At 36.1% G+C, this 13,064-nt stretch carries 16 protein-coding genes; 10 read left to right on the top strand and 6 right to left on the bottom strand.

Annotated elements, in window-relative coordinates:
- The first annotated feature begins 39 nt into the window (after positions 1-39).
- The 8 genes from D778_RS01860 to D778_RS01825 all read left to right on the top strand — a co-directional run bounded on the left by D778_RS01860 (position 40) and on the right by D778_RS01825 (position 6,394).
- The gene (locus D778_RS01860) at positions 40-579 is read left to right on the top strand and encodes a YceD family protein (RefSeq protein ID WP_007647177.1); all 540 of its coding nucleotides are present in this window, start codon (positions 40-42) and stop codon (positions 577-579) included.
- A 9-nt stretch (positions 580-588) separates the two neighbouring features.
- The gene (rpmF, locus tag D778_RS01855) at positions 589-792 is read left to right on the top strand and encodes a 50S ribosomal protein L32 (RefSeq protein ID WP_007647175.1); all 204 of its coding nucleotides are present in this window, start codon (positions 589-591) and stop codon (positions 790-792) included.
- Between the two features lie 181 nt (positions 793-973).
- Entirely contained in the window at positions 974-1,969 is a 996-nt protein-coding gene (locus D778_RS01850; RefSeq protein ID WP_007647174.1) for a beta-ketoacyl-ACP synthase III, read from the top strand.
- A gap of 33 nt (positions 1,970-2,002) precedes the next feature.
- The gene (gene accB, locus D778_RS01845; RefSeq protein ID WP_007647173.1) at positions 2,003-2,497 is read left to right on the top strand and encodes an acetyl-CoA carboxylase biotin carboxyl carrier protein; all 495 of its coding nucleotides are present in this window, start codon (positions 2,003-2,005) and stop codon (positions 2,495-2,497) included.
- A 94-nt stretch (positions 2,498-2,591) separates the two neighbouring features.
- Positions 2,592-3,944, top strand: coding sequence for an acetyl-CoA carboxylase biotin carboxylase subunit (gene accC, locus D778_RS01840; RefSeq protein WP_007647172.1), 1,353 nt, complete (start codon positions 2,592-2,594; stop codon positions 3,942-3,944).
- A gap of 170 nt (positions 3,945-4,114) precedes the next feature.
- Positions 4,115-5,230: an NAD(P)/FAD-dependent oxidoreductase gene (locus D778_RS01835; RefSeq protein ID WP_007647171.1), complete on the top strand. Its 1,116-nt coding sequence runs from the start codon at positions 4,115-4,117 to the stop codon at positions 5,228-5,230.
- A 4-nt stretch (positions 5,231-5,234) separates the two neighbouring features.
- Positions 5,235-5,915 (top strand): monofunctional biosynthetic peptidoglycan transglycosylase, encoded by a 681-nt coding sequence (gene mtgA, locus D778_RS01830; RefSeq protein ID WP_040491222.1) that lies wholly within the window; start codon positions 5,235-5,237, stop codon positions 5,913-5,915.
- A gap of 29 nt (positions 5,916-5,944) precedes the next feature.
- On the top strand, positions 5,945-6,394 hold the full coding sequence (locus tag D778_RS01825) for a GreA/GreB family elongation factor (protein ID WP_007647167.1): 450 nt from the start codon (positions 5,945-5,947) through the stop codon (positions 6,392-6,394).
- Here the strand turns inward: D778_RS01825 and D778_RS01820 are convergent.
- The 4 genes from D778_RS01820 to amaB all read right to left on the bottom strand — a co-directional run bounded on the left by D778_RS01820 (position 6,372) and on the right by amaB (position 10,501).
- Positions 6,372-7,292 (bottom strand): ABC transporter ATP-binding protein, encoded by a 921-nt coding sequence (locus D778_RS01820; RefSeq protein WP_007647165.1) that lies wholly within the window; start codon positions 7,290-7,292, stop codon positions 6,372-6,374. The genes D778_RS01825 and D778_RS01820 overlap by 23 nt on opposite strands.
- Positions 7,293-7,368: 76 nt before the next feature.
- Positions 7,369-7,851, bottom strand: a complete 483-nt coding sequence (locus tag D778_RS01815; protein WP_007647164.1) for a hypothetical protein — start codon at positions 7,849-7,851, stop codon at positions 7,369-7,371.
- A gap of 12 nt (positions 7,852-7,863) precedes the next feature.
- Entirely contained in the window at positions 7,864-8,787 is a 924-nt protein-coding gene (locus D778_RS01810; protein ID WP_007647163.1) for an OmpA family protein, read from the bottom strand.
- 160 nt (positions 8,788-8,947) lie between these two features.
- Positions 8,948-10,501: an L-piperidine-6-carboxylate dehydrogenase gene (amaB, locus tag D778_RS01805; protein WP_007647162.1), complete on the bottom strand. Its 1,554-nt coding sequence runs from the start codon at positions 10,499-10,501 to the stop codon at positions 8,948-8,950.
- Positions 10,502-10,627: 126 nt separating this feature from the next.
- Between amaB and D778_RS01800 the strand changes: the two genes are divergently transcribed.
- On the top strand, positions 10,628-11,755 hold the full coding sequence (locus D778_RS01800; protein ID WP_007647161.1) for an isoaspartyl peptidase/L-asparaginase family protein: 1,128 nt from the start codon (positions 10,628-10,630) through the stop codon (positions 11,753-11,755).
- Complete coding sequence (locus D778_RS01795) at positions 11,748-12,059, top strand: antibiotic biosynthesis monooxygenase family protein (protein WP_040491220.1); 312 nt, start codon at positions 11,748-11,750, stop codon at positions 12,057-12,059. Before D778_RS01800 ends, D778_RS01795 begins: the two co-directional genes overlap by 8 nt.
- On the opposite strand, the gene D778_RS01790 is transcribed toward D778_RS01795, so the two are convergent.
- Together D778_RS01790 and D778_RS01785 are read right to left on the bottom strand one after the other, a co-directional pair.
- The gene (locus tag D778_RS01790) at positions 12,051-12,590 is read right to left on the bottom strand and encodes a YciI family protein (RefSeq protein WP_007647157.1); all 540 of its coding nucleotides are present in this window, start codon (positions 12,588-12,590) and stop codon (positions 12,051-12,053) included. The genes D778_RS01795 and D778_RS01790 overlap by 9 nt on opposite strands.
- 1 nt (position 12,591) lies before the next feature.
- Positions 12,592-13,059, bottom strand: a complete 468-nt coding sequence (locus D778_RS01785) for a CYTH domain-containing protein (RefSeq protein ID WP_007647154.1) — start codon at positions 13,057-13,059, stop codon at positions 12,592-12,594.
- Positions 13,060-13,064 lie beyond the last annotated feature (5 nt).

The following is a 13,064-nucleotide window of genomic DNA, read 5'->3' as shown; positions in this document are numbered from 1 at the left end:
TTTATTTGTTATATTTGCAGGCTCAAATTAGATGTGAAAATGAAGCGATTGAAAGAGTTTACAATTCCGTTTGTAGGATTAAAACTAGGAAAGCATCATTTTGAGTATCAAATTAATAATACGTTCTTTGAACATTTTGAGTATGAAGAATTTAACAGCTCGTCTGTAAGTGTAGATGTTCTGTTCGACAAAAAAACAACCTTGTTTGAATTGCATTTCGAAATCTCTGGAACCGTAAACATTAATTGTGACTTAACAAATGAAGCTTACAACCAGGAAATTTCAAACCAATTTGACATAGTGGTTAAATTTGGAGAGGAATTGAACGATGAAGAAATAGATATATTGATTTTGCCACATGGTGAATACGAGATCAACATTCAACAATATATTTACGAGTTCATTGTGCTATCTGTTCCTACCAAAAGGGTTCACCCAGGAGTTAAAGACGGAACACTAGATTCAGAAATACTTAAAAAATTAGAAGAATTAAGCCCAAAGCTTAAAGAAAACAAAGAAACTGAAGAGGAAACGGATCCTCGTTGGAATACATTAAAGAAACTATTAACGGATAAATAAACATAGAAAATGGCACATCCTAAAAGAAAAATCTCTAAAACAAGAAGAGACAAAAGAAGAACACATTATAAAGCAACAGCACCTCAAATTGCTACGTGTCCTACTACAGGAGAAGCACACTTATACCACAGAGCTCACTGGCACGAAGGTAAGTTATATTATAGAGGACAAGTTCTTATAGATAACTCTGAAGTAGAAGAAAACTTAGCATAAGTATTATGCATGCATATAATAAAACGCTCACTTGTGAGCGTTTTTTTTGTTTTAAATTTTTATAGAAGTCAAAAACGACTTAATTTGCATTAAATTAGACCAAAATGAATTGTTTTTCATACATTTCATGATTATTTAATTGAATTTGCAATAATTTTGGGCCAAATTAACTTTAAAAATTATGAGTAAAATCTCAGCAGCAATTACAGCTGTAGGTGGTTATGTGCCAGATTATGTATTGACCAATAAAATGCTGGAAGGCATGGTTGATACCAATGATGAATGGATTACCACACGAACAGGAATTAAAGAACGAAGAATTCTTAAAGAAGACGGTAAAGGAACTTCTTATTTGGCCATAAAGGCTGCCCAGAACCTCATTGATAAAAGTGGTGTAAACCCCAAAGATATTGAATTGGTAATTGTTGCAACAGCCACTCCAGACATGAAAGCTGCTTCAACATCTGCTTATACAGCAACGCATATTGGAGCCACGAATGCTTTTTCATTCGATTTGGAAGCTGCTTGTTCCAGTTTTTTATATGGCATGTCTGTTGCTGCCAGATATATCGAATCTGGAAAATACAAAAAAGTACTTTTAATAGGTGCAGACAAAAACTCGTCCATGATAAATTATGAAGATAGGGCAACCTGTATCATATTTGGAGATGGAGCAGGAGCTGTACTTTTTGAGCCTAACCAAGAAGGTTTTGGATTGCAGGACGAGTATTTAAGAAGTGACGGTTCTGGAAGGGAATTTTTACAGGCTACCTATGGAGGATCTTCGTATCCATCCACACCAGAAGCCATTAAGGAACACAAACATCAAGTGTTTCAAGATGGAAAAACCGTATTTAAAAACGCCGTTTTTAACATGGCAGATGTGGCAGTAAAAATATTGGATAGAAACAATTTAACAACCAAAGACATTTCTTGGTTGGTGGCACACCAAGCAAACAAGCGCATTATTGATGCCACAGCCAACAGAATAGAATTGCAGGAAGACAAAGTCATGATGAATATTGAAAAATACGGCAATACCACATCAGCCACTTTACCTTTATTATTAAACGATTACGAATCTCAACTGAAAAAAGGCGACAATTTAATTTTTGCAGCTTTTGGAGGTGGATTTACTTGGGGCTCCATTTATTTAAAATGGGCCTATAACTCCTAACTAACTACTTAATAAAATTTAATATCTAAAATTATGGATTTAAAGGACATTCAAAACTTAATTAAATTTGTTGCCAAATCAGGAGCAAGTGAAGTTAAATTAGAAACAGAAGATGTAAAAATCACTATTAAAACAGGTAGTGATGACAAACAGGAAACAACAACCTATGTACAGCAAATTCCTGTAGGTGCGCCAGTGGCTCAACCAGCAGCACCAGCACCAGCACCAGCAGCTCAACCAGCAGCTGCCGAAACCACTACTGCAACAACAACTGCAGAAGATTCTAAATACATCACTATAAAATCGCCTATAATAGGAACCTTATATCGTAAACCTTCTCCAGACAAACCGGTTTTTGTTGAAGTTGGCCAAACCATCAAGGAAGGGGATGTATTGTGTATTATTGAAGCCATGAAACTATTTAACGAAATAGAATCTGAAGTTTCTGGAAAAATTGTAAAAGTTTTAGTTGACGATTCATCACCAGTAGAATTCGATCAACCTTTATTTTTAGTTGATCCATCATAATTTAAAGTTTAATGTTTAAAATTTAAAGTTCCAGGTTTTTATAAACCAGAACCACAAATGCACAAAACAATAAACTTATATACTCAATAAAATTATGTTTAAAAAAATATTAGTTGCCAATAGAGGAGAAATAGCACTGCGTGTTATTAGAACCTGTAAAGAAATGGGCATAAAAACGGTAGCCATTTACTCTACAGCCGATGCCGAAAGCTTACCAGTTAAGTTTGCGGACGAAGCTGTATGCATTGGGCCTCCACCAAGTAATTTATCTTACCTAAAAATGTCGAATGTGATTGCAGCTGCCGAAATTACCAATGCAGATGCCATACATCCAGGTTACGGATTTTTATCGGAAAACGCTAAATTTTCAAAAATCTGTGAAGAACATAAAATAAAATTTATAGGTGCCTCTGCCGAAATGATTAACAAAATGGGAGACAAAGCATCTGCAAAAGCGACCATGAAAGCTGCAGGAGTACCTTGTGTACCAGGAAGCGATGGCATTATTGAGGATTTTAAAGAAGCCGAAAAAATTGCCAAGGAAATTGGTTATCCAGTCATGCTTAAAGCTACTGCTGGAGGTGGAGGAAAAGGTATGAGAGCCGTTTGGAAACCAGAAAAACTAAAAGAAGCGTGGGAATCTGCCAGACAAGAATCCAAAGCTGCTTTTGGAAACGACGATATGTACATGGAAAAACTTATTGAAGAACCAAGACATATTGAAATACAAATTGTAGGAGACTCTAACGGAAAAGCATGTCACCTATCAGAAAGGGATTGTTCGGTACAAAGACGCCATCAAAAATTAACCGAAGAGGTGCCATCTCCATTCATGACAGCTGCTTTACGTAAAAAAATGGGAGATGCTGCCGTAAAAGCAGCCGAATTCATTAAATATGAAGGTGCTGGAACCGTAGAATTTTTGGTAGATAAACACAGAAACTTCTACTTTATGGAAATGAATACGCGTATTCAAGTAGAGCACCCAATTACAGAACAGGTAATCGATTTCGATTTAATCCGTGAGCAAATTCTTGTAGCTGCAGGAGTGCCAATCTCTGGAAAAAACTACACACCAAACTTACATTCCATTGAATGTAGAATCAATGCCGAAGATCCGTTCAACGATTTTCGTCCCTCGCCAGGAAAAATAACAACCTTGCACGCTCCAGGAGGTCATGGTGTACGTTTGGACACGCATGTGTACGCAGGATATACCATACCACCAAATTACGACTCCATGATTGCCAAGTTAATCACAACTGCGCAAACACGTGAAGAAGCCATTAACAAAATGAAACGTGCCCTAGACGAGTTCGTGATAGAAGGTGTAAAAACAACCATCCCTTTTCACAGACAGCTTATGGAACATCCAGATTATTTGGCAGGAAACTACACCACCAAGTTTATGGAAGATTTTGTAATGCAAAAACCAACAGAAGACTAGATTAAAAACTCCGAAATTATTTTCGGAGTTTTTTATTTAGGTGTTCTTTTACTTTAACAAAGTAAAAGCCAGGCTATCGCAAGTCGCTTTTTTTCCAAAAAAAAGAGCTCCAACAATTGCTCTATCCTTAACACAAAACACTATTTTTACTTTTTAGCAACCCACCAAACATGCAATTATCATACTGGGAAATAAAATCGTGGTTTACCCATATCGACTATACCATAGTTGGAAGTGGAATTGTAGGACTTAATTGTGCTTTACAGTTAAAGCAAAAATTCCCAAAAGCCAACATACTTGTTCTGGAAAAAGGCATATTGCCACAAGGTGCAAGCACCAAAAATGCCGGTTTTGCCTGTTTTGGCAGTTTAAGTGAAATTCTGGACGATTTAAAAACACATTCAGAACAAGAAGTGCTGGAACTTGTAAAAAAACGCTTGGATGGTTTACTGCTTTTAAGACAACATTTAAGCGACCAAACCATATATTACCAACAATTGGGAGGTTATGAACTTTTTACCAAAAAAGACACCCAACTGTTCGAAACCTGTTTGGCAGAAAGAGAGACGGTAAATACCTTGTTGCAGCCTTTTTTTAAAGACCAGGTGTTTCAGCTTAAAAACAATGTATTTGGTTTTAAAAACATTCAAGAAACCTATGTTTTCAATCCGTTTGAAGGACAAATAGACACAGGTAAAATGATGGAAGCCTTACTTCAAAAAGTACAATCCCTAGGTATAAAAATCTTAAATAAAATAACGGTTGAAAGTTATGAGGATATTTCAAAAGGGGTTCAAATAAAAACCAATCAAGTGGAGTTTCAATCCAAAAATGTTATTTTCACTACTAACGGTTTTGCATCTCAGCTCCTTCAAGAAGAGGTAACACCGGCAAGAGCACAAGTGCTCATTACTAAACCTATTAAAAACCTTCATGTTCAAGGCACTTTTCACTTGGATAAAGGGTATTATTATTTCAGGAACATCAACAATAGAATTTTATTTGGAGGAGGTAGAAACCTAGATTTTAAAACTGAGGAAACTACAGAATTTGCTCAAACAGAACTCATTCAGAATAAGTTGAAAGAACTTTTAAAAACCGTTATCTTGCCCAAAACCAACTTCGAGATAGATTATAGCTGGTCCGGTATTATGGGAGTTGGAACAACTAAAAAGCCCATTGTTAAACAGCTTTCCAACCATGTATATTGTGGCGTAAGGTTAGGAGGCATGGGAGTTGCCATTGGTAGTTTAATTGGTAGGGACATAGTGGATTTAATAGAATAAGGCCGTGAAAAGAATTTTCAAATTCATTTTTAAACTTTTGTTGTGGCTATTGGTTTTTTCAATAGGCATGGTGTTTTTATATAAATGGGTTCCAGTGCCTGTAACACCTTTAATGGTGATTAGAAGTGTAGAAAATTATCAGGACCAAAAACCCATGGGCTGGAAACACGATTGGGTTTCCTTAGATCAAATTTCTAAAAATCTACAATTGGCCGTGATTTGTAGTGAAGACCAAAACTTTTTAAAACACAATGGTTTTGATGTAGAGGCCATTGAAAAAGCCTATCTGGATAACAAAAAGGGAAAGCGCATTAAAGGAGCCAGTACCATTAGTCAGCAAACAGCAAAAAATGTGTTTTTATGGCCACAACGCAGTTGGTTTAGAAAAGGCTTGGAAGTGTATTTTACGTTTTTAATAGAAAGCATTTGGAGTAAGGAACGCATAATGGAAGTATATTTAAACAGTATAGAAATGGGTCCTGGTATTTATGGTGCCGAAGCTGCTGCCATATATTGGTATAAAAAACCAGCTTCCAAATTATCACAGTATGAGTCAGCTTCCATTGCAGCTATTTTGCCCAATCCGTTAAAATATAAAGCCAATCCAGCTACCAATTATATAGAACGCAGAAAAATCTGGATTGTAAGACAGATGGGTTATTTTGGGAAGTTGGAGTATAAATAAATTAAATTATAGCCTGTAAAGGGTTTATTATGACCATTAAACAACAATTATACCTGCAATGTGTTGAATACTGTAATAACCGATTAGAGGTCATTAAAAATACCATTGTAGAAATTCAAGAATCCCTAACCTCTGAAACCAAAAGTTCGGCAGGAGACAAACATGAAACAGGACGTGCCATGTTGCAATTGGAGCGCGAAAAAGCAGGTAATCAACTGGCTGAGACAGAAAAATTACAAGAATTGCTTACTAAAATAGATGTTAATAAAAGCTCTAAAACGGTTTGTTTAGGAAGCTTGGTTTTTACTACACAGGCAAATTATTTTATTGCTATTAGTGCTGGAGAATTAGTTATTGAAAGTAAAAAATATTATGCTATTTCGCCTAACACACCTATTGGGAAATTGTTAATAGGAAAACAGGTTGGTGATTTAGTGAGTTTTAGGGAACAGGAATTTAAGGTTGTGTCTGTTTGGTAATCAAGTAAATTTCTTTGTTATTTTCAATGGGTTCTTCATTTTCAATAAATATGGAATTTCCATTTAAATCTGCTTCAATCAAATAAGAAGCTCCTTTAAAGTAAGATTTTTTAACCGTAGCTTTTAAATTTGATTGATCAACAATTTTTAATTGATGTGTGTAAACAATTTTCCCATCAATCACATTGAATTCTCCAAAAAAAGAAGCAATTAAAGGTGTTTTAGGATGGCTAAATAAATATTCTGGTGTGTTGTTGGCAACTATTTTCGAGTTGTACAAAACAATCATTTTATCGGAATAAGGTAACACATCTTCCTTATCATGTGAAGCAACAACACAAACAATGTTATTTGCTTTTAAAAAATTGAATAGGTTACGTCTTAAGCTTTGTTTTTTAAAATTATCAATATGACTAAAAGGCTCGTCTAATAATAATATTTCTGGCTCTTTGGCTAAAGCTCTAGCTAAAGCTACACGTTGTTTTTGTCCTCCACTTAAAAGTTTCACTTTGGTGTTAGCAAACTCTGTGAGTTCTACAACTTTAAGCAGTTCTTTGATACGTGCTTGTTTTTCTTCAGGATAGAAGTTGGAGAGATGTTTTCCAATGTTTTCAGATACAGTAATAAAAGGCATTAAATCGAATTCTTGAGCCACGTATTTCATAAAATCGTAACCTACAATCAGATTGTGTTTTGGACCAAGAATTTGAGTGTCTTTCCAAAAAATGGAACCTTCATGAACATCCATTTCGCCGTAGAGCAATTTTAGCAAAGTGCTTTTTCCAGAGCCACTTTCACCAATTACAGAAAGGTGTTCACCTTTATCGACTTGAAAATCAATATTTTTTAGAATGGGTTTTTTATGATACCCAAAAGACATGTTTTTTACCTGAAGCATGGTACAAAAATAACATAAATATAGCCCTTACCAAGACAGTAAGGGCTTGTTTTATTTTAGAAATATGGCATGGCTTTTACATACCGCCATGTAACTCCTGTTGCCAATCCAATAAGGCGTTCCATTTGCCATGGTATGCCATTTTAGCCTGTTCTGGCCATGTGTCTGGTCGATGCATCTTATATCTGGACCCTCCACTATCCAAAATTGTTTGGCATTTGGCTACAGAACATTCGGAAAGGGCTTTCCAGGTTTTAATGTCATGATTGTGAAAAAGTTCCTGAATTTTAGGTCCTATACCTTCTATGATGGTTAGGTCGTTTTCCTTTATTTTTTTACCAAAAACAGCCTTGGCAGCATCAGCATCAAAAAGAATGCTTTGTACATTCAAATGTGTTTTACTTTTTGCCAAATCCGACTCCAATTGCGCTATTCGGCTTTTGTAAACAGATACATCAATTTGGTTGTTTTCGTCTCTTGCAATCGATTGCCCCAAAAGATAGCCTAACAAGGCACAAATGACACCTATGGCTATGGGAATTAAAATACACCAGTTCATAATTATTTTAGTTTAGTTAATGGTTACAATTACACGTCTGTTCTTGGCTCTACCTTCTTCTGTATCGTTTGTTGCTATAGGATTGTCCGACCCTTGGGAACTGGCTTGAATCCTACTTTCAGGGATGGCATTACCCACTAAATAGCGTTTAATAAAATCGGCTCTGTGCTGACCAAGCTTTATATTGCTATGTCTATCTCCCGTATTATCTGTATAGCCAATAATTTGAATCATGGCATCCTCTACCTTGTCAATGTAACGCGATAGATTGGCAATTTTATGTCTTTGGTTTTCTGTTAGGTTTAATGAGGTTTCAGCCACATCAAAATACAAAACCAATGGTTGTTCCTTTAAGTTATTGCCTATGGTAATTACAGCATTGTCTTCATTCAAATCGGTATCATTTAAAGTGGAAACCGAAAAAGATACAGGACCATAATAAATATTGTTATTATCTGGTTTCATGTTATTGTCCAACTCACCATAGGTGTTTATTTTTTTGGAAGGAATACCTGTAGAAACAAAATAATTTTTAACCGCATTGGCTCTAGCTAAGCCCAGATCTGGAAAAGCCGAAATGTTGTTTTCTGCTACTGAGTAAAAGCCAGTAATATTTATAATCTTTAAAGAATCTGTTAAAAGATAATCTTTGACATTTAATACACCACTGTTAACAGCTGTGGCAACAGGTTCCAATATATTAAAGCTGGAAATCTTAAAATTTAAATTATCGTCTATAAATAAATCCAAGCCACCTTGATTGTCTTTAACCATAAAAGCATTTTTGGTAGCATCTGAAACAGGTTCTGTAACCAATTCTGAAGCATTATTGGAAGTATTTATGGAGCAATTGTTGCCACAAAGAAAGTTGTATAAAATACTGCCAATAATAATGGTTAACAAAATACCTATTAGGTAAAGTGTTTTTTTATTCATTAGTTGGTTTTTAAGTTAGTGACTATTAAGATATTAAAAAAAATTCAACTATGGCGATTTAATGTCAAATTTGTTTTAAGGCATGAGTAAAATCCCCAAAAACAAAAAGACCGTTTTCAATTTGAAAACGGTCTTAAAAAATTAACACTAATATAAGGTTCTATAAATCGAATTTAATGCCTTGGGCTAAAGGTAATTCATCCGAATAGTTAATGGTATTTGTTTGTCGTCTCATATATACTTTCCAAGCATCAGATCCAGACTCACGTCCTCCACCAGTTTCTTTTTCGCCACCAAAAGCACCACCAATTTCAGCACCAGAGGTTCCAATATTTACATTGGCAATTCCACAGTCTGAACCAGCAAATGACAAGAATTTTTCAGCTTCTTTCAATTCATTGGTCATAATAGCAGAAGACAGCCCTTGATTAACACCATTTTGAAGTTCAATGGCATTCTCAACATCGCCAGAATATTTCATGATATATAAAATAGGGGCAAATGTTTCGTGCTGTACTATTTCGTAATGGTTTTCAGCTTCAATGATGGCTGGTTTTACATAACAACCACTTTCATAACCTTCTCCTTCTAACACACCACCTTCAACTATAACACGTCCACCTTCAGATTTTGCTTTTTCAATAGCGGCTAAATAGGTATTCACAGCATCTTTGTCTATTAATGGACCAACATGATTGGCTTCATCTAAAGGATTACCAATCTTAATCTGTTTGTATGCCCCAACAATGGCATCCCTAACTTTATCGTAAACCGATTCATGAATAATTAATCGTCTTGTAGAGGTACAACGTTGTCCACAGGTTCCTACAGCTCCAAACACAGCACCAGGTACCACCACCTTTAAATCGGCAGTTGGCGTAATTATAATGGCATTGTTGCCACCTAACTCCAATAAAGATTTCCCAAAACGTTCAGCAACGGTTTTTCCAACTATACGCCCCATTCTGGTGGAACCTGTAGCAGATACTAAAGCCACTCGTGGGTCTGTAGTAATCATTTCACCTACTTTGTAGTCTCCATTAACAATACAAGAAATACCTTCTGGCAAGTTGTTTTCCTTTAAAATGCCAGCTATAATGTTTTGACAGGCTACGGAACAAAGAGGTGCTTTTTCTGAAGCTTTCCACACACACACATCGCCACAAATCCATGCCAATGCAGTGTTCCAACTCCAAACGGCTACCGGGAAGTTAAAGGCCGAAATAATACCAACAACCCCAATTGGGTGCCATTGTTCCCTCATAACGTGTCCAGGACGTTCAGAAGGAATGGTCTGCCCGTTTAACTGTCTGGACAACCCAACTGCAAAATCGCAGATATCAATCATTTCCTGAACTTCTCCATAACCTTCTTGTAAAGATTTTCCCATTTCGTAAGAAACCAACTTCCCAAGAGGCTCTTTCAGCTCTCTTAATTTATTCCCAAACTGGCGAACAATTTCACCACGTTGAGGGGCTGGCATACTTCTCCACGTTTTAAAAGCTGTGGTAGCAGCAGTCATTACTTTTTCATAATCTTCTTTAGTGGATGATTTTACTTTTCCAATCAATTTACCATCAACAGGAGAATAACTCTCTATAATGTCTCCATTAGAAAAGTTGTTTGAACCTGTTGAGGTTCCATCATTTATATCTTTAACTCCAAGTTGTTTTAGAGCTGTTTCAATTCCGAAATCGGTAGCAATGGCTTCCATATTTACTTGTTTTTTTACTGATTAATATATTTAGATGCGAAGATAAGAATAAAAAGTCGGTTTCGCTTGAGAAGGCTTTTCTAAAAAAATGTAACTTTAAGCCACTCAATTTAAATAATTACAGTTATGAAAAAGTATCTCTATTTTTTATCCATATTCGTTGTTTTGTTTGGTTGTAAAAACGAAGAGGAATTAAAGGCTTTGTCGAATAGCAGACAGATGTCCAAGGACAGCTTAGAGGTTTCAAAAGATACAACAACTGTTCAAATCAATGAGTTTGCCATTGTAATCCATGGAGGTGCTGGAAATATTTTAAAAGAGAACATGCCTGATGCCTATGAAGCAAGTGTAAAATCAAAGCTGGAAGAAGCCATTAGAGTAGGCTATGAAATTTTAAAAAACGGAGGAAGTAGTTTGGATGCCGTTGAAAAAACCATTAATGTCCTAGAAGATTCGCCGTTGTTCAATGCAGGTAAAGGCGCCGTTTTTACCAATGCAGAAACTAATGAACTGGATGCTTCCATTATGGATGGCAGCACATTGAATGCTGGTGCATCTGCAGGGACCAAGACTGTTAAAAATCCAATAAATTTAGCAAGGGCAGTCATGGAAGCGTCGCCACATGTAATGTTGGCTGGACATGGTGCTGATGTTTTTGCCAAAGAACAAGGACTGGAAATTGTAGATCCAAGTTATTTCTATACAGAACGCAGTTTTAAGAGCTTACAACGTGTTAAAGAATATGAGAACAAAAAACCGGCTACAGATCAAGCTAATACAGGCGCAGATAAAGCAAACCGTAAAACAGCTTTTTATGATGCAGCTATTAAAAATTCAAAATTTGGAACTGTTGGTTGTGTTGCCTTGGATAAGAAAGGTAATTTAGCAGCAGGAACATCTACAGGGGGTATGACAAATAAGCGTTGGGGACGTGTTGGTGATGCGCCTATAATTGGCGCAGGAACCTATGCAAACAATAACACCTGTGCCGTTTCCAGTACAGGTTGGGGAGAGTTTTTTATTCGTGCTATGGTAGCTCATGATATTTCTGCACTTATGGATTACAAAGGGTTGAGTTTGGAACAAGCTGCCAAAGAAGTCATTCAGAACAAGGTTCCAGAACTTGGTGGTGATGGTGGCATTATTGCCGTAGATAAAAATGGAAATATGGTTATGGAATTCAATACGTCTGGCATGTATCGAGCAAGCATGAACGACAAAGGGGAACTTTATATTGGTATTTACAATGAATAAGCAGAAACCATATTATGCAGTTATTTTCACCTCAAAACAAAATGAAGATATTAAGGGTTACCAAGAGATGGTACAAAAAATGGAAACCCTAGCCAAGCAGCAAAAAGGGTTTTTAAGTATGGAATCTGCCAGAAACGATATTGGTATTACCATAAGTTATTGGGAAAGTCTAGAGGCCATACAAAGTTGGAAACAGCATTCCGAACATCTGTTAGCGCAACAAAAAGGTAAAAACCAATGGTACAACTGGTATCATGTAAGAATTTGTAAAGTGGAACGTGAGTACCATTTTCAATTAACGTAAGGATTGCCCTTTGGCAACCCACCATGGATGTATCTCTATTTCAAGTCTTCCTGCTTTTACCATAGGGTCCAAATGGGCCAAACTATCAGCCATTTTAAGGGTTGGTACGTTGTAAACCGTAATGCCACGAATGTTTCCATTATCTCCAAAAGGCCCAATTAAATCGGCATACCCTTCTTTATACATACGTGCTAAATGAGCTAAATGTGCTTCCTGCAACATGGCAGCTTCTTCTTCGTTTTGAGAACGAATGGGACCACTTTTTAAAAAAGCCATAAAATATTGTTGCATTAAAATAGTGTCTTGAGTTTTGCTATCAATAAAGTCAAAGGTTTGAAAACCTTTTGTGGTTAGGTCCTCTTTTAGTTCCTGTCTGGTTTTTTCAACTTCTATGGGAGCGACTTTTTCAATAACTATGGTGTCTGTTACTTTTTCTGAAACTTCAGCTTCGGTTCCCTTGGTGTCTTTTTTACAGGCTGTAAAAACCAAGAAACATAAGGTTATGGATAAGGCATTTTTAAGTGTTTTCATATCACCAAGTTTTATAAGGTTGCTTGCTTAATTGCGAGTTGTAATACTTTATATTTCCTGTCACTTCTTCTCCAAGCCATGCAGGTTTTTTAAATAATTCGGTAGCGTGGTTCAGTTCTATTTCTGCTATAATTAATCCTTCATTGTCGCCAAAAAATTCATCGATTTCAAAGATATGGTTCCCAATTTCAACTAGGTGTCTGGTTTTTTCAATCAGGCCTTTTTCACATAATTCAAAAAGGGCTTCAGCATCAGTTTTGCTGATTTCTTTTTCCCATTCAAATCTGGATAAACCGTTATTGCCAGATAATCCCTTTACGGTTAAAAACCCTTGACTATCTGTTAGTCTTACACGAACGGTTCGTTCTTTATCCGAATTTAGAAACCCTTGTTTTATATGGATTTTTTTGAAGGCCTCATTTTTAAAGCTGTTGTTTTTTACTAAAAATTTACGTTCTATTTCAATCATATTAC

The organism is Xanthomarina gelatinilytica (assembly GCF_000348685.1).
Classification (GTDB): domain Bacteria; phylum Bacteroidota; class Bacteroidia; order Flavobacteriales; family Flavobacteriaceae; genus Xanthomarina; species Xanthomarina gelatinilytica.
Note: the sequence above shows the minus strand (reverse complement) of the source record. Positions and strands in the feature narration are given on the sequence as shown.